Source organism: Paenibacillus sp. FSL L8-0708, assembly GCF_038009325.1.
Classification (GTDB): Bacteria; Bacillota; Bacilli; order Paenibacillales; family Paenibacillaceae; genus Paenibacillus_AQ; species Paenibacillus_AQ odorifer.
Genome location: NZ_JBBPBC010000001.1, coordinates 3065288 through 3086617 on the forward strand (window position 1 = coordinate 3065288; position 21330 = coordinate 3086617).

The window sequence follows — 21330 nt, forward strand, 5'->3', positions numbered from 1 at the left end:
TTCATGAAGTGAGAGGAATGTGTGTTGGATGACAAGTGATACGGTACAAGATTTAGAAGGGTTAAAAGCTATTGGAAAAGTGGTGGGCCACACCATCGCCGAGATGAAAAAGAAAGTAACCCCTGGGATGACGACTGCGGAGTTAGATCTTATTGGAGCTGAGATTCTGGAAAGCTTCGGAGCATCCTCAGCCCCGAAGATAACTTATAATTTCCCGGGCAGCACCTGCATCAGTGTGAACGAAGAGGTTGCTCATGGTATTCCGGGCCCAAGAGTGATTAATGCTGGCGATTTGATCAACATTGATGTCTCTGCTGAGCTGAATGGGTATTATGGGGATGCTGGCATTTCTTTTCAACTGCCGCCCTATAACGATGATATTCTGCGTTTATGCCGGAGTACAGAGGAAACCATGATGAGTGTGATCAATCATCTGCGGGCAGGAATGAAGGTTAATGAGATCGGCAGAATGATGGAACTAGAAGCTCGGAAACGCGGTTATAGAGTGGTGCGTAATCTGTGCAGCCATGGAATTGGCAAATCACTGCATGAGAAGCCTTTTGAAATTCTACCCTTCTATAATCCGAGAGTGACCACGGTGCTGAAGGAAGGACAAGTAATTACAATAGAGCCCTTCCTATCGACTGGAGCGGACTATGTGGAGCAGCAATCGGATGGCTGGACGCTAAGTGTTGTAGATAACGGTCGGGTAGCGCAGTTTGAACATACGATTATCGTGACTAAAGGTGAGCCTATTATTCTGACTAAGGCATAAAGAGTAGTGTGCGAACAGACCTTATTATTTATAGGTTGTGCCCCGCATACGCGATGCAAGGAATCGTTCGAATCTGAAGATAACTATCGGAGGGACCAGAGATGGCTGAGCAAAAGATGATTGAAGTGCCGTTTCAGCAATGGATAAACGATAAGGAGCTGTGGGTACAGCTTAGTGATTTGATGATGCAGGAGAGTAAACTCCCAGGACCACGAGTGAATTTGGAGCTCTCAGACCATTTTGCCAAACAATTCGCTCATCCTAATCTAACAGATACAGGCTGGAAGCTGCTCGTCTCTTGGACTGACATTACTGAAGCTGAAGCTGGGGTGAATGATCCCCGTGAGTTTCTGCCGTTTTGTGCAGTTAGGGCGTTGGGTGCTTATTACAGTTACGCTGGAGAAGAACAGCAAGTAGTGATTCAAAACAGCTTTAAGACAGCTATGAATGATTCGCGATGGAGGGTGCGTGAAGCGTCTGCTATGGCGCTGCAAATTATAGGGGAGGATGATTTCACCCTGCTCAGGCAGCTGATTGACATGTGGGAGAAAGGTGCGAACAGGCTTGAACAGCGGGCTTTTGTAGCAGCATTAGCGCATCCTCCTCTTTTAAAAAAGAAAGAAAATACGCTGTATTGTCTTCAGTTGGCTGCCCGAATCATGGAGAGTATAGATGGTGGGGGAGCGCAACATGAGGACGCTGAGCATTTTCGTGTATTATCTAAGGGACTTGAATACAGCTTGAGTGTATTTGTGGCGAATGAGCCTGAAGAAGGCTTTGTTATGCTGGAGAGATTTGCAAAGAGCCGAGATGCCCGAATCCTTAAGATTGTGAAGAGTAATCTTGGCAAATCGCGTCTGAGTAAAAAATATGCTGCCCAGGTGGCTGAGATCCTAAAGGAATTCGATAAGATAAGATAGGAAAAGACACTTAGGATACGAGTGCCATTTGGCAGTTGTATTTAATCATTTTTTTTGTTTTTACTTATATTAGAATTAACAATTAAAGAAACAAAGAGAATTAATATAATCAAAGAAAACCACTCTATGGATTGTTCGAATATTAAACTGTACATTATATTAATAAATTCAAAGACAGCTATTATTATTATAAATATGTCCCAACGATCTTTTTTCATTAAAATGCACCAACCTATCTATATTTAATCATTTCAAAATTATTACTCTATTTACTGTAAAAGTAAATGTAGTTCTTGAATTCTTGATGTAGGATTCAATGATATGTGTCATATTGAGGAATAATCTATATGGAGGATATTGATAGATTATAAGTTGTTCATATCCTCAAAAGTTTGACAAATGCATGAAATGTAACTATTATAGTTGCATCTGAAGGATGTTTTGCAGCAAGGCAGAAGGAGAGATTTCCATGAATATTAGCACCCGATTTGCGGTAGCCATTCATATATTAACGTTGATTGACAGCAATAAAGAAGGCAAAAGCACGTCGGAGTGGATAGCTGGTAGCGTAAACACAAACCCTGTAGTTATCCGTCGGCTTACGAGTATGCTGCAAAAATCAGGACTAGTAAATGCACGCCCCGGAGTCGCAGGCGCTTCGCTTACACGTAGCGCATCCGAGATTACGCTGCTGCAGATTTATAAGGCAGTTAATGCGGTGGAAGAGGACTCGTTGTTTTCTGTACATGAGCACCCTAATCCAGATTGTCCTGTTGGCAAGAATATAGCCAGTGCAATTGTACCTGTGTTCTCACTCGCCCAAAAAGCAATGGAGAATGTTCTCCAGGAGGTTACATTGGAACAGATTGTGAATGAAATGCCAGAACTATGATTCCTCCATATCACAGCTTAGAAGTAAGGCCAGAACATGTGAAAACGTGATTCTGGTCTTTTTTGGCTTAATTAGGTTTATGGTCAAAGAAGGGAAGTAAGAGAGAATATAGAATCTGTATTTAGAAGCCGGATTAAAGATAATATACATACATACATTGAGGGAGAGCTAAAGAATGTTAAAGAAATTACTGCCTATACTACTAATTATAGTAATGATTACCGGATGTAATGAATCAAAGGATACCACTAAATACGAGGATACTAATTTTGGAATCACCTTTAACTATCCGGATGATTGGGTTGTAACTGAGAAGTATGGAGCGCCATTATGGTTGATAGTCTCTACGACTGATTATAAACCTGCTGAGGGACTTAAAGGTCCGGGAGTAATGCTCTTTGGATTTAAGCCTAAGGACATGGAGCTTGTCAACAAATGGCTCGAGGATGCCCAAACGAATTACAACAACGGGGCGGAGCTGACAAAAAGTAAAGCTAGTTTAGGCGGGTTAGAGTCCGTAAAGTACGAAACTGAAGTATTCGAAGAGGAAGGGAGTAAAGGAAAAGCTATCTATTACGTTATTGAGGCACCGGAAATGTCATTTATGGTGCAGTTCCCTTATAGTGTGGATGAAGTACATAAAGAAGATATGAAGAGGATAGAGGATATTTTACAATCCATAAAGTTTACAAAAGATTAAGTGTGACTAGAACGAGGTAGCTGGAATGGTGGAATGTACGGTATAAATGCCGTTGAAATGTGCTGAAGTGGCTGAAATGATGAAATGTACGGTATAAATACCGTTGGAATGGGCTGAAGTAGCTGGAATGGTGAAATGTACGGTATAAACGCCGTTGAAATGTGCTGAAGTGGCTGGAATGATGAAATGTACGGTATAAATGCCATTGAAATGGGCTGAAGTAGCTGGAATGGTGGAATGTACGGTATAAATGCCCTATAAATGAGCAACAGTCGATGGATGAACTAAAAGAAAGGCAAAAATGCCCTATAAACGAGCAACAGTCGATGGATGAGCGAAAAGAAGGGCAAAAATGCCCTATAAATGAGCAACAGCCGCTGATGCAGTACAATTAGTTTTAGGATAAGTAACTTTTTTAAAGATCAATATATACGGAGGTTCTACAGTGGAGCAAATTGCAATAATCTCAGACATTCATGGAAATATACCGGCCCTTACGGCCGTTTTAGATGACATCCAGCAGCGGGGAATCAGCAGGGTGTTTTGTTTAGGCGATATTGTTGGAAAAGGACCGAACTCAGATCTTGCACTTGATATCATAAAAAAGAATTGTGAAATCAGTGTTATGGGGAACTGGGATGATTTAATGAATCAGGATGTTGATTTTGAGATGGCTCGGTGGTGCCGCGGGTTGATAGGTCAAGAGCGCCTAGCTTATTTAAGCACGTTGCCGTTTTCGATTGAGTTTATGATGAGTGGTAAATTTGTACGGTTATTTCATGCTTCGCCACGAAGCCTGTATGAACGTGTTCAACCTTGGGATGATTATGAAAAGCGATTATCTTTGTTTGGTTATTCTGATCTCTGCCAGGAGAAACGACAAGCGGATATCGTAGGTTACGGGGATATTCATAATGCTTTTATTCAACATTTAGAAGGCAAGACTTTATTTAACGTAGGCAGTGTGGGGAATCCGCTTGATCTAACCCAGGCATCTTATGTGATTATGGAGGGAGAATACATGGGAGTGTCAGCGGCTCCTTTGAATATGCAATTTGTAAGAGTGCCTTATGACATCGAGTTAGCCGTTCAACAGGCCGTTGAGGCAGATATGCCAGCTGCAGAGCCCTATATTCGTGAGCTTAGAACCGCGCAGTACAGGGGAAGTGTCCGGGGGTAATAAAGGAAGGGGTAATACAGGATACAAAAAGTCAAACTGCAATCCTAATCCAACCCTGATCCAAGCCATCAAAAAGTAATGGAGGGAACAAATTGAAGCTTAGTCACGTATTTGAGCAATTCCCTACTTTGGAATCCGAGCAATTATTACTGAAAAAGATTGAAGTCAGCAACCTTAATGAGGTATTTGGGATATATAGCAATGATCAAGTGTTTGAGTACTGTGGAATTATTCCGAAACATAATAAAGATACAGTCAAGAATATGATCGGTCATTTCGAACGTGATTTTACCAAAGGGGTAAGAGTGAAATGGGGGATTTTCCTCAAAAATAACCCTTACATACTGCTAGGTATCATCGAAGTTATGGATTTTAATCAAAAGGTGGATATGGTGACGATCGGTTACTTTTTGGCGGAACCTTATTGGGGAAAAGGGATTGCAGCTCAGGCCATTCAGTTAGTGGTGAAATATTTATTTGAGACTGCAGAAGTCAATCGAATTCAAGCTGAGGTTATGCCCTTTAATGAACGATCGAAGCGGGTGCTTTTGAAAAATGGCTTTACGAAAGAAGGCACGTTAAGGCAGGCGCATGTATGGTCAGGTAAAGGGCTGGTGGATCTGGAGATCTACAGCATTTTGGCAGAGGAATATTTTGCAAGCATCGGTAAGCCAAGAGTGAGCAATAGGATGTAATCCTAGTGAAAGAAGGGGAAATCATGGGCACTATCGTAGTGATTGGCGGGGGAGAGTTAATCGAGCTTGAAACGCTGGAAATTGATCGTAAAGTTGTGCAGCTAACTCAAAAGGCTAAGCCGAAGGCGTTATTTATTCCAACAGCCAGTAGTGATGCGCCGGGATATTGTGATACTTTTAGCAAAGTATATGGCGATATTCTTGGATGTGAAACAAGTCACTTATTGCTTGTGAGCCAAACTTACACTCATGATGAGATTACAGATTTAATTACAGCTGCTGATTTGATTTATGTTGGTGGAGGCAATACCCGAAAGATGCTGGAGATTTGGAAAAATACAGGGGTAGATACGCTTTTGAAAGAAGCTTATTCCTCTGGAACCGTATTGGCCGGGCTTAGCGCAGGTTCCATCTGTTGGTTTGAATATGGGCATAGTGACTCTGAGGCGTTCGACGATCAGGGGGAATGGCAGTATATCAAGCTTGAAGCCATGGGGATTCTGCCGGGCATTCATTGTCCGCATTATAATGAGGATATTCGGGTTGAAGATTTTACACGCATGGTTAAAGGTGGAGGTTTGCCTGGAATCGCGGTGGATAACAATTGTGCAATCATCTATAAAGATAAGGAATATAAAGTGATGTCGACCAGAGAAGAAGCTAAAGCCTACCGTGTGATTGACTCCGAGCAAGGTGTTGTCGTAACGGAAATAGAAGAACATCCAAGCTACAGACCTCTTTATGAACTGTATAGTGCGTTATGATTATTTTTGAAAAGCAAGAGATCAGACTGAGAACACTTGAGCTAAACGATGCCGCATTACTTGTAAAATGGCTCTCAGACCCCGTTGTACTGGAGTTCTATGAAGGTCGTGATCGCCCGCATGATTTGGAGCTGGTGAAGGAGCATTTTTACGACGAGCAAGCCGAAGTTACGCAGTGTATTGTGCAATACAAGGAGCGGGATATAGGTTATCTCCAGTTCTATCTTATAGATGATGAAGAATTAGAGGTGTACGGCTACGTGGGATTCGAAGGTCAAATCTTTGGGATGGACCAGTTTATTGGCGAGCCTGATTTATGGAATCAAGGAATGGGTTCGCGACTCATTAAAGAAACGGTTAATTATCTTATCGAAGCAAAACAGGCGGATAAAATTGTCATGGACCCGCAAGCCTGGAATAAAAGAGCCCTTAGAGTATACGAGAAGATTGGCTTTGTGAAGAAGAAATACCTTGAACAGCACGAACAACATGAAGGAGAGCTAAGAGATTGTTGGTTGATTGAATACACGAAGCAGGCGAGACAATAAATATCTTTTTAACAATCGGATAAGGAAGGTGCACTTATTAAACTACTGTTTGTCTGCAGCCAGAATCGCTGGCGGAGTCTAACTGCGGAGAAGATCTTTCAAGGAATTGATGGTCATGAAGTGAGATCAGCAGGGACTGAAGATCATGCCAGAATTAAAATTTCTGAAGGGCATTTGGGTTGGGCGGATGTGATTTTTGTGATGGAGAAGAAACATGTTCGAAGAATTCAAGATAAATTTAGAGACTGTGTAAGGGGCAAAAAAATAATTTGCCTGAACATAGCTGATGACTATAAGTATATGGATGAAGATTTGATCGGCCTTTTGGAATCCAGTGTATCCGAATATTTACTGGAATGGAGCAACAAAAATGAGAATTAGAGCAGAAACTGTGGCAGACTATAATGAAGTATTTCAAGTGAATGTTAAGGCTTTTGGTGATCGGGAAGATGAAGCGCAGTTGGTCGAAAACATTAGAAGTTCGCAGGGGTTTATCCCGGAGCTCTCGATTGTCGCGGAAAAAGATAATGAGATTGTAGGACATCTACTGTTAAGTAAGGCTGTAGTTCAAGATGGGGAGAAGTTATATGATGTGATTGCGTTAGCCCCATTAGCTGTTCTGCCGAACGTTCAGAAGCAAGGAATCGGCAAGGCGCTGATCCAAGAAGGGTTAGAAAGATGTAGAACGCTCGGATATGAGCTTGTCTTTTTGATCGGGCATCCCGAATATTATCCAAGATTCGGATTTCAACCCGCAGGGCTACATGGGCTGGAGTTGAAACAATTCGCGGTACCGGAGAATGTCTTTATGGTCTGTGAGCTGAAGGAAGGCGTACTGCAGAGGATTAAGGGAGAGTTGAAATACCCGGAAACCTTTTTTTGAATTACTTATTATATGTTCCTGTGAATCATGTTTGGCTGTGAACCAGTCGACATGATTTTTTTATAGGTAATTGACAAACATATAGAAGGTAACTATACTAAAGATAGTTAATTTGTAACTAAAACAGTTACAGCATGATTGGGAGGAATTTATAATGACGACTAAAACAATACTTCAACCAGACACTCAGATCGGTCTGGTGCAGATTAGAGTAAGCAATTTGGAGCGTTCGCTCACCTTTTATCAGAATGTTGTGGGGTTAAGCGTTTTGCGGCAGACTGGCCGCGAAGTTGAAATGACCGCTGACGGTCAGAATGTGTTATTGATTTTGCGGGAGATTGAAAATGCGCGGGTGATCCGCCCTAATTCTGTGGCTGGGTTGTATCATTTCGCTATCCTTGTTCCAGATCGTCCTAGCCTTGGATTGGTTGTGCGCAATTTGATCTCTTCGGGGATTGAAGTGGGGCAGGGGGATCATCTGGTCAGTGAAGCGTTGTATATTCAGGATCCAGATAATAATGGGATTGAAATCTATCGAGATCGTCCTAAGAGTGAATGGAAATATAATGCGGAAGGGCATGTAATGATGTCCACTGATCCAGTGGATGTAGATGGACTATTGGCAGCTTCTGAAGGTTTATCATGGAACGGGCTGCCAGCGGGAACAGTGATTGGGCATGTACACTTTCATGTGGGGAATTTAAATAAGGCGAAAGCCTTCTACGTCGATTTGCTTGGTTTTGAACTAACAGCTAATTATGGAAGTGCTGCTATGTTTATCTCTGCTGGTGGCTATCATCACCATATCGGGCTGAATGTTTGGGCTGGACAGGGCGCACCTGCGGCTCCAGCTGATACTGTGGGGATTGATTATTTTACCTTAATTCTTACGAATGAAGAGGAACGCAACGCTGTGGTGGAGCGAGTACGGCAGGCTGGTTACGCAGTTACAGAAGTGAATGGAGATCCTACATTCCAAGATCCTTGGAACATTGGAATCAGACTTGTTTTAGAGAGATAATTATATATCCATTTTCGTCCATTTATTTTATAATATTGGAAATAGGTGGGCGGAAGGGTGAAGTTTGTTGGAAGCATTCAAAATGGCGTATATCATTCTTTGTCATAAGAATCCGGAGCAGATCAATTTGCTAATTGATAGTTTAACTAACGAGTCCGTAGAGTTTTTCCTGCATGTCGATCAGAAAAGTAATATTGAAGCTGACATTATTCATCGTAACGATATTCATTTTGTGGAAAAGCCTATTGATGTGCAGTGGGGGCATTACAGCCAGATTGAATGCATTTTGAAGTGCTTTTCGCTGATCAAAGAACATGGGGATTTCAATTATATTCACATTCTAAGCGGTCAGGATCTGCCTCTGGCTTCGAATGAAGTGATTCTAGATTTCTTTAAGGGGAATGAAGGTAAGGAATTTGTGAAGTATTTGCAGCTGCCTAATGCTGCGGAAACTTGGGGATGTTACGAGCGGGTCTCAGTTTACTATCCTAGATTCCTCATCTCAAGGACCCGGCGTATGACAGCGATCCGAATGAGGTACATTAAACTAATTATGAGCGTTCCGTTTCTGCAAAGAAGATTAAGCGCTCTGCCGAACGGTTTATATAAAGGCTCAAACTGGATGTCTATTACAGGTGGATGTATGGAATACATCTTGGATTTTACAAAAAGCTCTCCGGAATACGTCAGATTTTTTAGGAACACTTTATGTGGAGATGAAATCTTTTTCCATACGATAATTTTGAATAGTGTTTATAAGATGCATGTGCTGAATGAAATTAAGCGGTATACAGATTGGGAAACAGGACCGGATTATCCTAGAACGCTAACGATTGAAGACTATGATCGGATCACTCAACGGGGCACGGAATGCTTTTGGGGGAGAAAATTTGATCTCGATATCGATAGAACCATCGTTCAGGAGCTCCTTGATATAAATATTAAAGCGAAAACATCGTAAACTCAGGAGGACAATCATATGAAAATCGCAGTTGTTGGAGCAAGTGGAAAAGCTGGAAGCCGAATTACGCAGGAAGCGTTGGATAGAGGTCATGAAGTTACAGCGATTGTGCGGGATGCATCTAAAGTAACAAATAGTAAAGCGAATGTCATTGAAAAGGATGTATTTGCACTTACCGTTGAAGATTTGCAGGGGTTCGATGTGGTTGTGAATGCTTTTGGTGCGCCGTTTGGACAAGAACATCTGCATGTGGATGCCGGGAATGTGCTTATTGAAGCGTTGAAGGCTTCGCCCGATACAAGATTAATTGTAGTTGGGGGTGCAGGAAGTCTTTATGTAGATGAAGCCAAAACGCTTAAAGTAGTGGATACGAATGACTTTCCTGACTTTATTAAGCCAACAGCGACGAATCAAGCCAAGAATCTGGAGATTCTGCAAGGGACAGATGCACTCTCTTGGACCTTTGTTAGCCCATCTGCTAATTTTGCCATCGGCACAAGAACGGGTTCTTATGTAAAAGGTAAGGATAATCTTCTGGTGAACTCCAAAGGCGAGAGTTATGTCAGCTACGAAGATTATGCCGTTGCTATTGTCGATGAAATCGAACAGCCGCAGCATATTCGTGAACGGTTTACGGTGGGTTCAGAGTCTTAAGTGATAATGAAAAATAACGATTATATATGAAAAAAGAAGGCAGAGCCGGATTTTAGGCTCTGTCTTCTTTTGTATCATTACAGCTTTCCTTTTCCTTCTGCTAGTTCAGCAATACGTCTGTTTGCATCTCCGCGGTAGAGTCCGCCATGATAACAAATGACCGTATCGATCTCATACTCAGAGAACTTGTTCAGAGAGGCCAAAGCCAGCTCCATGTCAGGGGTGGCGGAAGGAGTGGGACCCTGTAGCTCGCCATTCTGAACGGTCAAGGCATCGGCGGCAATAAGTGTACGGCTATCATGATGGTAAAGACTGAGATGCCCTGGGCTGTGGCCTGGGGTATGGATCACCGTAATTCCACCGGCAAAAGGTAACTTTTCTCCATCCACAAGCGTTTGATCCACTTTTCCTTTAGGAGGATGGGCTAATACAGAGAGGAAGGTACGCTGCCATTCCTCAGGTACATGAGCTGGGATCATAGCCGCTGCCGCCGCTAAAGCTTCAGGAGTGTGCTTAAGGAGCATTCGCTCTCCTTGAATATAAGGCTGCTCAATTTCATGAGCCAGAACTGTAAGCTCTAGATCTTCATCAGCCAATAGGGCAGGGAGGCAACCGATATGGTCTAAATCCTGATGCGTGATAATAAGGATACGGAGCTTCTCCCAAGGCACATGTGCTTCTTTTAGAGCCTCTTTGAAAGTAGAGAGTAGACCCGGGAATCCGGTATCGACGAGTACGGCGGTATGTTCATCCCAGAGTAGCGTGGGGTAAATCGTGTCTTTTCCACCCATAACCTGCGCTGTAATCTCGAGCATTTCTATTCCTTGAGCAATGTACATTATATCCCTCCGTGATTGATAATAAGAGCGACGCCGTGAGGCTAATGCATATATTACTCAAAACTGAAAATAAAAACAATAGATAAATATTTAATTATAACACAAATAAATATTTATGTCAATATGTATCTGATGGAATTTTTGTGGAATTTGTAGGGGATTTTAATGTTAAGAATCTTTTGCTAGATTTTGCCCTTGCCTAAAGCTTTGCGATATAATAATCAAATATAAAAAAGGGAGTTGATGTGGTTTGGAGACATTTCTGGTTGTACTCGTCCTACTTGGGCTTATCGCAATATCCAACATCATAAACCGATTCATTCCCTTCGTGCCGATACCCTTAATACAAATTGGCTTGGGTGTAGTGGTCGTACTATTGCCTTTGGGAATACATATGTCACTGGAGCCAGAGTTGTTTTTCGTGTTATTTATTGCTCCGCTTTTGTTCAATGACGGAAAGCGAACACCGAGAAATGAGTTATGGAACCTGCGGGCTCCAATCTTAATGCTGGCACTAGGCTTGGTATTTGCTACAGTGCTTATCGCTGGATATTCCATTAACTGGATGATCCCCACCATTCCACTCACAGCTGCTTTTGCGCTGGCAGCGATCTTATCGCCGACAGATGCTGTGGCGGTAAGCGCAATCGCTGGGAGAGTACATCTTCCCAAGAGTATTCATCGTATTCTAGAGGGCGAATCATTGATGAATGATGCCTCTGGTCTTGTTGCGTTTAACTTCGCTATTGCAGCAGCTGTTACAGGCATATTTTCTTTGCCGAAAGCCTCCATTAGCTTTGTGATTATCGCTTTAGGTGGGCTAATTGTCGGAGCAATACTCGCGTTCCTCCTGATTCGGTTCAGTGTATTTATCCGCAGACTGGGGATGGAGGACATCACAGTACATGTGCTGCTGCAAATCCTGACTCCTTTCATTGTGTATCTGATTAGTGAAGAAATAGGGGTATCCGGCATTTTAGCTGTGGTTGCAGCAGGGATAATTCATGCGGTCGAGAAGGATCGTGCAGTTTCGCCACAGTATAAGCTACAGCTGGTATCCGCCAGTACATGGTCTGTGCTGCTCTACATCTTGAATGGCTTGGTCTTCCTTATTCTCGGATTGTCGATTCCAGATGTTATTGAAGTGATCTACCGGGATACAGCGGTGGACAATCTTATGGTGATTGGTTATGTATTAGCGATAACGTTACTGCTTTTTGTGCTGCGTTTTATATGGGTATATGTATTTTCCCTGGCTGGCGCCGGCCTGCAAAAAATGGAAAAATCGTCTATTAAGTCCATGCTAATCCTGACTATTTCAGGAGTGCGAGGCGCGGTTACTTTAGCCGGTGCCTTTTCGATTCCTTTTGTGTTAGGAGATGGCTCACCTTTTCCTGAACGTGATCTAATTATCTTTATCGCTGCGGGTGTGATTCTGATGTCGCTGCTGATCGCTAGTATCTTTTTACCAATTCTCGCAGGTAAAGAAGAGCCGGTTGCCGAACCAGGGGACACTGAGGTTGAACAGGCGGCCAAATCTAAGGTCGTTGCTGCCGGGATAACGCTGCTTCAAAGTATGATGACGGAGGAGAGCAAGGATTCCGCACAGCCAGCTTTGAGTGAATTCAGAGAAAAGGTTTATAGTCTGAACCGCGAGGATCAAGCGAACGATCCGGCATTTGAGGAACTCCGTCGGCTTGGGGTTGAAGCAAGGATAGTGGGCTTGCATGCTGAACGCAAAGAGCTGACCCGATTGCTTACTAACAATGAGATTCCTGCCTCAGTGGCTCAGAAAATGGAAGAATTCTTGGATCATAGTGAAGTTTTCTTAGCCAGAAGTCTCAACTCTCAAATTAGATTATCCCTTACAGAGATTAGAAGGCTATTTGCGGGGATGTTCTCAGGACAAAACGAACGGGAAGCTAGCCAACAAATGCTGCAACAGGCTGAATGTGCAAGAAAAGCTAAGATTTCTATGTCCCGCGCAGCAATAGCTGCTGTTAATGCAAGTATGAATGAGAACAACCGAAAAGCAGTAGAGAAGGTTGCATGCAGTTATGAGCAACTAATCGCACGCTTCGAGCAGGGTCAAGGCTGGACAAAGGATGGTCTTGTTGATGATCAAAAGCTTGAATTGAAACTGAAAGCTATTCAGGAGCAACGGGATAAGGTGCAGCAAATGTATCAGGATGGAACCATTAACCGCAAGCTAGCCGGTAAATTACGCAAGTTCGTCGATCATTTGGAAACATCCATTTGGGAGGATTAGCTGTGTTGAACAAAGTAGTGGGAGAAAGTTTGTTATTCACTGAAATTCGCGAAGAGCATCTGTCGGATGTACTCGATATTTATAACTATTATGTGCTGAACACTACGGTTTCTTTTCATACCGAGCCTTTAAGTTTGGACGAAATGCGGCAATCAGTGATGAATGATGATCCGCGGTTCAAATCATACGTTATATTATCCTGGGATAATGTTATTCAGGGCTATGTTCTGATTGCTAGACATAAGAGTAAGCCGGCTTATGATAGCTCTGGGGAGATCAGTGTGTATTTGAAACCTGCTTGTGTGGGTAAAAGAATAGGACAGCATGCCTTACGCTTTATTGAAAAGAGAGCTGCCGAACTGGATTTCCATGTGTTAGTAGCTACCGTTTGCGCAGAGAATGAACGCAGTCGCCAGCTTTTCTCAAAGAATGGATATGAACAATGTGCCTACTTCAAGGAGATTGGCTGTAAATTTGGTCGAAGACTGGATATCGCCAGCTATCAGAAAATCTTAGGGGGAACTTAAAGATGAAACTTGCGGAAGCATTAGTGAACCGAAGTGATCTTACCCGTAAAATCGCGCAGCTAAAGCAGCGGCTCGATCGGGTCGTTAAGGTGCAGGAGGGGGAAGATCCGGCAGAGCAGCCGGAGGCTCTTTTGCATGAGCTAGAAATAGCTGTTAACGAGCAGACGATTTTGATTCGAGCGATTAATCGAACGAATTCATCTGTTGCCTTCAATGAGAATTGGAGTATTGCCGATGCCCTAGCCGAACGGGATAAAATGCTTCAGCTGCGGAAGCTGTTTAGCGATTTGCTTGAGCAAGCTTCGATCACTCAGGATCGGTACAGCCGCTCTGAGGTTCGCTTCCAGAGAACGGTGGATGTCGCTCAGATTCAGAAGCGGATTGATGAACTGTCTAAGTCTTATCGCGAGTTGGATTTTAAAATTCAGGAGAAAAACTGGACGGTAGCCTTAAGCACACCATAAAAAGCTTTATCACAGCAGAAGGTAACTGATCTTTATAAAGGCGAGCGCAACCCGCCAACAGGGAAAGTTGGACAAATTGACAGATGCCGGGCCATATCTGACCAATCATAACTTAGCCCCGTACTGTAACAACTGTAAAGAGTACCTATTAATGTAACTACCAAGCGCTGATTTATGTAAGAACGGTGAGGGTGGGGACGGGGATATTTTTGCTGTGGTTAGGCTTTTACATAACATGAACTGGCTCTATTAGGATAGGTATATTCGTCATAGATAATGTGAAATAATGTCGAATAAAGTTGAAAAAAGATGAATGAAATTTGCATTATCGGCCTGTTTTGCCTATCTTATCGCTCGTTATCTTGTATAATTTACGAATACGCACGAGGACTTCCTAAACCGCTGGTCTATTCGTAAGTTGATTGTACAGGATGAGAGAGTGATTCATTGGCCGAGAAGGTTTAGTGGCCCTTGTCTCTTCAAACATTCTACTATTCCTTTCATGAAAGAGAGAAGTGACAAGTGACCATGAAATCAATTGCCTGGGTAACCGACAGTACATGTACAATCGATCCTGAATTCGCCAAGAACAACCATGTGTATATTGTTCCTTTACGTCTGATTATTAACAACGAGTGTTATAAAGAAAATATAGATATTACGATCGATGAGTTCTATGAGAAAATGCGTCAGCATGATCAAGTAGGCAGCTCACAGCCGCCAATCGGTGAGTTTATCGAGTTATACGAACGGTTGAAGGAAGAATATGATGAGATTATCGCGGTGCATCTTTCGACAGGGCTTAGCGGAACATACAATGCTTCCATGCAAGGTGCTGAAATAGCGGAAGCTAATGTTATTGGAATTGATTCCAAGGTTGGCGCTTATCCGATTCGGGAAATGATTACGCGAGGTATTCATTGGCACAAGATGGGCTTTACTGGCCTAGAGATTAAAGAAAAGATAGAGAATATCATTCAAAATATGTCCTTCTACTTAATTCCTGCAAGCTTGTCCCAGCTTCACCGTAGTGGGCGTGTTTCTGGTACACAGGTAATTCTTAGTCAATTACTACGGATAAATTTGCTGCTGCGTTTTGACGAGGGCAAGGTCATTGTTGTGGAAAAAATCCGCACGATGAAGAAGACGAAGCAGGCGCTGTTAGATATCTTTAAACAGGATGCTGGACTTGTTAGCGATGTGTGCATCATGCATTCCAATAATTTAGAAATGGCGCTGAAGCTAGAAGAAGACATCAAAGAGATGGCGCCTGATTTACGTACGGAGATTATGACTTACATTCCTGCCGTGGCTGTTCATGCGGGTGAAGGTACCGTGGGACTTTCTTGGATTAAAAATAACCGGATCAATAGTATTTATTCGGAGGTTGAACCTGTAGCAGTACTTGTGTAGATAGGATAGTAAACAAAGAAATCGCTTCTTGGAAGAGGGACGGATGATCCTCATTATACCAAGAGACGATTTCTTTTTTTTGAATCTATGAGATGACGTTGTAAGAAGGTTATGCTTTGCTTGCACGACGGCGGAACATTTGTCCGATAACTTCACTCAGCACCAGTCCAGCCGCAATTGCGCCAGAGAGCATTAATGCCCGAACAGCGATTTCTACAGCCAGATTATAGTTTTCTTCCACAAATCTACGCATAGCATCGTAAGCAAGACCACCCGGAACAAGTGGGATAATACCGCCTACACTAAAAATAATAACCGGCATTTTGAAGGATCGGGCAAACAGCTGGCTGACGATGCCCACCACTACAGTAGCCGCAAACGTAGCAACAACAGGCCCACACTCTACATCAAGGATCACATACACCATCCAGCCTACCATTCCAGCAAAACCACACTGCAGTAGAGCGCGCTTAGGCGCATTAAATAAAATACAGAAGGTTGCCGCGGCGATAAAACTGGTTATAAGTTGCAAAATCATGAAGGGCTAACCTCTTTCACATGGAAAATTAAAATAGTGATAGTACAAGCCCAATGCCTGTACCGATCGCAAAAGCAGTTAGAAAGGCATCTGCTCCTTTGGATATGCCTGAGACCAGATGACCAGCCATCAGATCACGAACGGCATTAGTAATGAGTAGACCGGGTACTAGAGGCATCACGGAGCCGATGATGATTTTGTCCATTTCTTGACCTATGCCCAGCTTTACAGAATAGAAGGCCAGAAGTCCGATCAGGAAGGAAGCAGAGAACTCTGCAAAAAATCTAGTCTGCACAAGACGATGCAGGTAGATAACCGCAGCAAAACCTAACCCGGAAATCGGCAATGCGGGGAGAGCATCCCACAAGCTGCCCTTAAACATAACGGTGAAGCAAGCGCCGGTAAGTGCCGCTGCTATGATTTGCAGCCATACCGGATATGCATGTGCGGCATCATCGACCTCTCCTAATCGTGTCCGAGCTTCCTCGGCTGTAATCTGACGCTCGTTCAGACGCCGCGAGATATCATTAACCTCTGAGACTTTCTGCAGATCTGTTGTCCGTTCGGCGATCCGATATAACTTAACGGGCTCCGTTCTATTGGTGGTGAACATAATAACGGTTGGCGTCACATAACTATGTGCCCCTGGAAAACCGAGAGAAGCAGCCATACGTGTCATGGTATCTTCTACTCTGTAGGTTTCTGCACCGTTTTGCAGCATGATCTTGCCAGCAAGAAGACAGAGATCAACGATTTCATAATAGGTAGTGTTAGTGTTGCTCGTGCTTTCCAACTTCTCCGGTCCTCCCCTGGAATGTTACATATCTATGTGTATATACTTATGATTGTCGCTTCATTGTGTGAAAATAACAACCTCAATATAGCATTATAAACGATATGGGATATATTTTAATATAGTTTCAGAAATAAAATGTATAAAGATGCACTGTTTATTTATAGTGCCCGCCAATCTTTCCGGATCTGTCCTTAAGTTGTCCGGCATCTGTGAACGATGCAGCGCGTCCAATGATCGATTCCCCGTATTTATTCTTCAGCGCATCAGTGGCCCGTTCGAGCTCACGGTAGCGGGGGCGCGACTCAAATAAGGTTAGCTGATATTGGCTTTCGTCAGACAGATTGGACAGGCTTAGATGAATTCGGCGCACAGGCTGACCTTCCCAATGCTGTTTGAAAAGAGCGAGGGCGGCCTCGTATACCAGCTGGGTCGCATTCGTAGGATCGCTCATCGTAGTCTGTCTGGAGAAGCCGCTGGGGTCATCAAAGCTGGCGCCTTGGCAGCCAACAGACACGACTGCACCATGCACCTTCAGTTTGCGGCTGCGCCTGCACACCAGCTCTGAGAGCTCCAAAATGATGGTCTTGATCTCTTGCAGTGTATAGTAATCCCGTGGCAGTGTCATTTGGTGCCCGACGCTCTTGGGTGCAACTTCATAGGTAGCGGGACTTACAGGGCTATCGTCGATGCCATTGGCAATTCGCCAATATAGCTCGGCATCGATATCGCATTTTTTATGGAATTTCTCCCGCATGCGCCATTTCAGCTCGCTTAGCGGCATCTGTGCCAAATGGCCAATCGTTGTGAGACCCATGCTTTGGAAGTGCGCGGACATGCGGCGGCCTACCATAAACAACTCACTAATGGGCAGCGGCCAAAGTACATCTGGAAGCTCTTCCTGAGTGAGGGTAAATAGACCCTCCGGGTTCTTCTTGGCCCACAGGTCGCAAGCCATTTTGGCGGTAACCTTGGAATAACCTATACCGATACGTGCGCGCACACCTGTATTTCTGCGGATTAAGTCCTGAATGGTCGTAGCGATCTGTCTTGGGCTTCCGAATAAGCTGAGGCTGCCGGTGATATCAATAAACTGCTCATCGATGGAATAAGGTTCTACGAGGTCACTGAATTTGCGTAGAATGTCCGTGATTTGGGAGGAAACATCGATATATTGCTGCATATGTGGTCTGACGACGATTACTTCGGGGCATTTCGCGAGTGCTTCCTTCAAGGTCTCGGCGGTAGTAATGCCAAAAGATTTGGCTAACGGACAAGCGGCAAGCACAATCCCGCTTCGTCTAGCCGGATCTCCGGCGACAATAAGCGGTTTGTTGCTATATTGCGGATTAGAGGCCTTCTCCACGGAGGCGTAAAAGCTCTGACAATCGGATAACAAAATAACACGCTCTTTATTCATAGATTCACACTCTCCAGGTGAGGTAGAGATACGGTAGATGATTTTCTTATTATTATAATACGAACATATGATCGTGTATATTCATATTTTTTTCCATTTTTCTTCAGTCTCCAAGGTGCAGAGACCTGTGGCCACACCCCCGGCGATAATCGTGAGGATGGAGTGGAAGAAGGTTTCTTTGGAAATCAGGAGTCCCCCCGCGCCGATAATTATAAAATCTGTCAAAAAAATGATGAGTCCAAGGTTAAGCGGGAGATACCTTTTGATATATTGAGCAAGCAGATCCGTTCCGCCTGTACTGGCTTTGAACCGCAGCATAAGCCCAAGACCCGTTCCCATTAAAAAACCGCCAATAATGGCGCTGGAAATGGAGCCGAACTCAAAATAATACAGAAAGTGGTACTGCAAAGGACCGAGAAGCTCAATCAGAAACGATGAGGTCAATAAACCTAATACACTATTGAAAAAGATATCGCGTTCCTTCAGCCAGGCTAACAGGAAAATCGGAAAGCTGCAGAGAAGGACAGCTATACCGATTTTGGCATCGGATAAATAATTGATGATGAGGGCTATTCCTATTATTCCCCCATCTAGGATTTTATATGGGACTAGAAAAAAATTAGTTGCTGCTGCAATGAGCAAGCTTCCGATCAGGATGATCGCGTATCTCAATAATGACTGCATATTTAACATCTCCACATTAAAGGCATGTCTTATAAATATGCTTGTCACTTCCAAAAAATTGCATTGAAGCAAAAAAACTGATTTCGGGCCTAATCATGCGGACCCAGGAGCCGCTATTAGGTAGATTCAAGGCATTTTTTCGAGCTAACGGACCCAGTTGCAGCTATTCCCACAAATGTGGTCCGATTGCGGGCAAATTATGAGCAATAAGAGCTATACAGTCCGAAATTTCCGAAAAATGGACCGAAAATCGCAAATAGGTGCAATAGGGTCCGATACGATCAACAGACATTTGAGTAACTCACCGCCCAGCCTCCATGCGGACCCAGAAGACCTTATTAGGCAGTAACAAGGCATTTTTTCGAGCTAACGGACTCAGTTGCAGCTATTCCCACAAATGTAGTCCGATTCCGAGCAAATTATGAGCAATAAGAGCTATGCAGTCCGAAACCTTCGCAAAATGAACCCATATGCTGAAATAGCTGCAATACGGTCCGATACGATACGATCAAGATCGAGCAAAAGGTAGCAGATTTCGAGACGTAGGCGGCTAGTTTGAACAACAGGTAACTAATTTCTCGCAGAGTAGATAGGTTGAGCCCCGGACAGCTAGTTTAAACAATGGTTAGCACGTTTAGGATCAAATTCGGCAGGCGGTGTTCTTTTTAGCAACTGTTCGGACTCAGTTGCCCTTATTTCTATGATTTCGCTCGTTTTGTCACACTATCGGACTCAGTTGCAGCTATTCCCACAAATGTAGTCCGATTCCGAGCAAATTATGAGCAATAAGAGCTATGCAGTCCGAAACTGCTGCAAAATGGATCGAAAATCACAAATAGCTGCAATCCGGTCCGCAACGGAGAATGCTATGAATGGATGATTAAGCAGACGCATCTCCGGGGGATACAGAGAGTAGTGTGATGGCTATGCGGTGAGTTACTTGCTGATAAGCTTTGGAGGGTCGAGCCGCATAATCAGCGTTGATCTATGGTAAGTATGAGTGCGCCACGACTAGGAAGGTAAACTGGTAAAATTATTGCAAGAAGCAAGAAGCAAGAAGCAAGAAGCAAGAAGCAAGAAGCAAGAAGCAAGGAGCAAGGTGCAAGGAGCAAGAAGTAAGAGCAGCAGAAGGATTTAGGACGGATCACGGGTACACAAGAAATGTGCCAAGCGGAGTACTGCTCCATCATAATAGTTACCTAAGTTTCTCCGATCTAGAGGAGCATCTCGCATCTCGCGTCCCATTAATCCAAAGCTGATCACGTAAGCCAGCAGCAAGAAAGGCAGCAGCACACAAGAAAGCTACAGCAGCGCATCGCTTAACAACGAAAACAGCACGCCTCCAATTATGAGACATGCTGTTTTTGCCGTTATCGGGAATACCGCTTGCGGAAGCGAAGCGGAGAGATTCCGATCTGCTGAGTAAAGCGACGCGAGAAGTAGGCGGTGCTTTCGAAGCCGATACGTTCTGCGATCGCAGCAATAGGCATCTCTGTCTTAAGCAGCAGCAGCTTGGCTTGTTCCAAACGGTAATCCGTTAAATACTCCATCGGGGTCAGTCCATATACGCGTTTCATGCAGCGGGCGAGGTAGTTATAATGAAAATGCAGCGCATCCGCCAGAGAAGCATTGGAGAGAGGCTCCGCATAATGATTGCGGATATAAGTCTCTGTCCTCTCGGCGATCTCTACCGCATGACTTTCTGAAGTATCATGCTGCGCCAGATCCATCATCCGCAGCATTTCTTCAAAAATCCTTTGCTGCTCCCAAACTGCACTGGAACGTCTTCCAGTGGACAGCTGTAAAAGCTTCTCCGCTTGTCCACTCCGTTTAAAGGGATCAGGAAGGGGACCAAACTGCGGGATGCGAATGGTATATGGATGAGTAAGAAACTGCCGGAAATGTGTCTCTCGGTTGATATACACGGGCTCGCCATCAGAGTTTGACCAATCTGCGAGGGTATGAAAATGAATCCATATAAACGAAGTCAGCTCCTCGCAAGACTTAACGGAATAATGATAGCGGTCAGGCAGCAGAAGCAGCGTATGCCCAGCCGCAACCTCCCATTGATTATGCTCTTCACCAATAAATAGGCAACCTTGCTCTACAATAATCAGATCAAATAAGCCGATATGGCTTCTATTTGGATGCTGCTCTCCGGGTTGATATACAGTGTGATTGCATTCCAGAAAATATGGAAAAGGCGGCGCTGCGAAATGTACATAGGAAGGACTCACTGTGTTCTACCTCTCTTTTTATCGTAGTCCGAGCTCAAATTGTCCTTGGAAATAGGAGTGTGAAATAGTACAAAAAAGGGGTTGCTTCTGATTATATTTTTTATCTATTGTACGCTCTATAATTGTAATTAGCGAGTATAAAATAAGGCTAAG

At 43.8% G+C, this 21330-nt stretch carries 23 protein-coding genes; 17 read left to right on the forward strand and 6 right to left on the reverse strand.

Going from position 1 to position 21330, the window contains the following annotated elements; all coding sequences use genetic code 11:
• Positions 1-28 precede the first annotated feature (28 nt).
• The 13 genes from map to NYE58_RS14485 all read left to right on the forward strand — a co-directional run bounded on the left by map (position 29) and on the right by NYE58_RS14485 (position 9993).
• The gene (map, locus tag NYE58_RS14425; protein WP_341002179.1) at positions 29-775 is read left to right on the forward strand and encodes a type I methionyl aminopeptidase; all 747 of its coding nucleotides are present in this window, start codon (positions 29-31) and stop codon (positions 773-775) included.
• A gap of 101 nt (positions 776-876) precedes the next feature.
• A complete protein-coding gene (locus NYE58_RS14430) occupies positions 877-1695 on the forward strand; it encodes a hypothetical protein (RefSeq protein WP_076278063.1) in 819 nt (272 codons plus the stop codon).
• 469 nt (positions 1696-2164) lie between these two features.
• Positions 2165-2587: an Rrf2 family transcriptional regulator gene (locus NYE58_RS14435; protein ID WP_076306232.1), complete on the forward strand. Its 423-nt coding sequence runs from the start codon at positions 2165-2167 to the stop codon at positions 2585-2587.
• A gap of 175 nt (positions 2588-2762) precedes the next feature.
• Positions 2763-3287 (forward strand): hypothetical protein, encoded by a 525-nt coding sequence (locus tag NYE58_RS14440; RefSeq protein ID WP_076189801.1) that lies wholly within the window; start codon positions 2763-2765, stop codon positions 3285-3287.
• Between the two features lie 445 nt (positions 3288-3732).
• A complete protein-coding gene (locus NYE58_RS14445) occupies positions 3733-4467 on the forward strand; it encodes a metallophosphoesterase family protein (protein WP_076218947.1) in 735 nt (244 codons plus the stop codon).
• A gap of 92 nt (positions 4468-4559) precedes the next feature.
• Positions 4560-5162 (forward strand): GNAT family N-acetyltransferase, encoded by a 603-nt coding sequence (locus NYE58_RS14450; protein ID WP_051491425.1) that lies wholly within the window; start codon positions 4560-4562, stop codon positions 5160-5162.
• Between the two features lie 5 nt (positions 5163-5167).
• Positions 5168-5926, forward strand: coding sequence for a Type 1 glutamine amidotransferase-like domain-containing protein (locus NYE58_RS14455; RefSeq protein WP_143759908.1), 759 nt, complete (start codon positions 5168-5170; stop codon positions 5924-5926).
• Entirely contained in the window at positions 5923-6474 is a 552-nt protein-coding gene (locus NYE58_RS14460) for a GNAT family N-acetyltransferase (RefSeq protein ID WP_076218946.1), read from the forward strand. The genes NYE58_RS14455 and NYE58_RS14460 overlap by 4 nt, the downstream gene beginning before the upstream one ends.
• A 36-nt stretch (positions 6475-6510) precedes the next feature.
• Positions 6511-6855 carry a low molecular weight protein tyrosine phosphatase family protein gene (locus NYE58_RS14465; RefSeq protein ID WP_076218945.1) on the forward strand — a complete coding sequence of 115 codons (345 nt, stop codon included), beginning with the start codon at positions 6511-6513 and terminating at the stop codon, positions 6853-6855.
• Positions 6845-7357 (forward strand): GNAT family N-acetyltransferase, encoded by a 513-nt coding sequence (locus NYE58_RS14470; RefSeq protein WP_076218944.1) that lies wholly within the window; start codon positions 6845-6847, stop codon positions 7355-7357. The genes NYE58_RS14465 and NYE58_RS14470 overlap by 11 nt, the downstream gene beginning before the upstream one ends.
• 154 nt (positions 7358-7511) lie before the next feature.
• A complete protein-coding gene (locus tag NYE58_RS14475; RefSeq protein ID WP_076218943.1) occupies positions 7512-8378 on the forward strand; it encodes a VOC family protein in 867 nt (288 codons plus the stop codon).
• A 67-nt stretch (positions 8379-8445) separates the two neighbouring features.
• Positions 8446-9339 (forward strand): beta-1,6-N-acetylglucosaminyltransferase, encoded by an 894-nt coding sequence (locus NYE58_RS14480; protein WP_139329833.1) that lies wholly within the window; start codon positions 8446-8448, stop codon positions 9337-9339.
• An 18-nt stretch (positions 9340-9357) separates the two neighbouring features.
• Positions 9358-9993 carry an NAD(P)-dependent oxidoreductase gene (locus NYE58_RS14485; RefSeq protein ID WP_076278059.1) on the forward strand — a complete coding sequence of 212 codons (636 nt, stop codon included), beginning with the start codon at positions 9358-9360 and terminating at the stop codon, positions 9991-9993.
• Positions 9994-10070: 77 nt separating this feature from the next.
• On the opposite strand, the gene NYE58_RS14490 is transcribed toward NYE58_RS14485, so the two are convergent.
• Positions 10071-10832: an MBL fold metallo-hydrolase gene (locus tag NYE58_RS14490; protein ID WP_076278058.1), complete on the reverse strand. Its 762-nt coding sequence runs from the start codon at positions 10830-10832 to the stop codon at positions 10071-10073.
• Between the two features lie 250 nt (positions 10833-11082).
• Between NYE58_RS14490 and NYE58_RS14495 the strand changes: the two genes are divergently transcribed.
• The 4 genes from NYE58_RS14495 to NYE58_RS14510 all read left to right on the forward strand — a co-directional run bounded on the left by NYE58_RS14495 (position 11083) and on the right by NYE58_RS14510 (position 15505).
• The gene (locus tag NYE58_RS14495) at positions 11083-13101 is read left to right on the forward strand and encodes a Na+/H+ antiporter (RefSeq protein ID WP_076278057.1); all 2019 of its coding nucleotides are present in this window, start codon (positions 11083-11085) and stop codon (positions 13099-13101) included.
• 2 nt (positions 13102-13103) lie between these two features.
• Entirely contained in the window at positions 13104-13628 is a 525-nt protein-coding gene (locus tag NYE58_RS14500; protein ID WP_254847619.1) for a GNAT family N-acetyltransferase, read from the forward strand.
• A gap of 2 nt (positions 13629-13630) precedes the next feature.
• Positions 13631-14092 carry a DIP1984 family protein gene (locus tag NYE58_RS14505; protein WP_076278056.1) on the forward strand — a complete coding sequence of 154 codons (462 nt, stop codon included), beginning with the start codon at positions 13631-13633 and terminating at the stop codon, positions 14090-14092.
• Between the two features lie 528 nt (positions 14093-14620).
• A complete protein-coding gene (locus NYE58_RS14510) occupies positions 14621-15505 on the forward strand; it encodes a DegV family protein (RefSeq protein WP_076129966.1) in 885 nt (294 codons plus the stop codon).
• 109 nt (positions 15506-15614) lie between these two features.
• Here the strand turns inward: NYE58_RS14510 and NYE58_RS14515 are convergent, their stop codons facing one another.
• The 5 genes from NYE58_RS14515 to NYE58_RS14535 form a co-directional block, all read right to left on the reverse strand.
• Positions 15615-16043 (reverse strand): threonine/serine exporter family protein, encoded by a 429-nt coding sequence (locus tag NYE58_RS14515; RefSeq protein WP_036685970.1) that lies wholly within the window; start codon positions 16041-16043, stop codon positions 15615-15617.
• Between the two features lie 28 nt (positions 16044-16071).
• Positions 16072-16836, reverse strand: a complete 765-nt coding sequence (locus NYE58_RS14520; RefSeq protein WP_076129956.1) for a threonine/serine exporter family protein — start codon at positions 16834-16836, stop codon at positions 16072-16074.
• A gap of 157 nt (positions 16837-16993) precedes the next feature.
• The gene (locus NYE58_RS14525; protein ID WP_076189810.1) at positions 16994-18256 is read right to left on the reverse strand and encodes a DNA polymerase IV; all 1263 of its coding nucleotides are present in this window, start codon (positions 18254-18256) and stop codon (positions 16994-16996) included.
• Positions 18257-18337: 81 nt separating this feature from the next.
• Positions 18338-18940, reverse strand: a complete 603-nt coding sequence (locus NYE58_RS14530) for a YitT family protein (protein WP_038570150.1) — start codon at positions 18938-18940, stop codon at positions 18338-18340.
• Positions 18941-20310: 1370 nt separating this feature from the next.
• The gene (locus NYE58_RS14535) at positions 20311-21177 is read right to left on the reverse strand and encodes a helix-turn-helix transcriptional regulator (RefSeq protein ID WP_341002185.1); all 867 of its coding nucleotides are present in this window, start codon (positions 21175-21177) and stop codon (positions 20311-20313) included.
• Positions 21178-21330: the final 153 nt, after the last annotated feature.

What these genes read in the sequence shown, in the direction of transcription:
- NYE58_RS14470 (WP_076218944.1), top strand. Translation starts at nt 6,845, where the DNA reads ATGAGAATTAGAGCAGAAACTGTGGCAGACTATAATGAAGTATTTCAA.
- NYE58_RS14530 (WP_038570150.1), bottom strand. Translation starts at nt 18,940, where the DNA reads ATGCAGTCATTATTGAGATACGCGATCATCCTGATCGGAAGCTTGCTC.
- NYE58_RS14475 (WP_076218943.1), top strand. Translation starts at nt 7,512, where the DNA reads ATGACGACTAAAACAATACTTCAACCAGACACTCAGATCGGTCTGGTG.
- NYE58_RS14525 (WP_076189810.1), bottom strand. Translation starts at nt 18,256, where the DNA reads ATGAATAAAGAGCGTGTTATTTTGTTATCCGATTGTCAGAGCTTTTAC.
- map (WP_341002179.1), top strand. Translation starts at nt 29, where the DNA reads ATGACAAGTGATACGGTACAAGATTTAGAAGGGTTAAAAGCTATTGGA.
- NYE58_RS14460 (WP_076218946.1), top strand. Translation starts at nt 5,923, where the DNA reads ATGATTATTTTTGAAAAGCAAGAGATCAGACTGAGAACACTTGAGCTA.
- NYE58_RS14510 (WP_076129966.1), top strand. Translation starts at nt 14,621, where the DNA reads ATGAAATCAATTGCCTGGGTAACCGACAGTACATGTACAATCGATCCT.
- NYE58_RS14430 (WP_076278063.1), top strand. Translation starts at nt 877, where the DNA reads ATGGCTGAGCAAAAGATGATTGAAGTGCCGTTTCAGCAATGGATAAAC.
- NYE58_RS14505 (WP_076278056.1), top strand. Translation starts at nt 13,631, where the DNA reads ATGAAACTTGCGGAAGCATTAGTGAACCGAAGTGATCTTACCCGTAAA.
- NYE58_RS14440 (WP_076189801.1), top strand. Translation starts at nt 2,763, where the DNA reads ATGTTAAAGAAATTACTGCCTATACTACTAATTATAGTAATGATTACC.
- NYE58_RS14435 (WP_076306232.1), top strand. Translation starts at nt 2,165, where the DNA reads ATGAATATTAGCACCCGATTTGCGGTAGCCATTCATATATTAACGTTG.
- NYE58_RS14485 (WP_076278059.1), top strand. Translation starts at nt 9,358, where the DNA reads ATGAAAATCGCAGTTGTTGGAGCAAGTGGAAAAGCTGGAAGCCGAATT.
- NYE58_RS14515 (WP_036685970.1), bottom strand. Translation starts at nt 16,043, where the DNA reads ATGATTTTGCAACTTATAACCAGTTTTATCGCCGCGGCAACCTTCTGT.
- NYE58_RS14490 (WP_076278058.1), bottom strand. Translation starts at nt 10,832, where the DNA reads ATGTACATTGCTCAAGGAATAGAAATGCTCGAGATTACAGCGCAGGTT.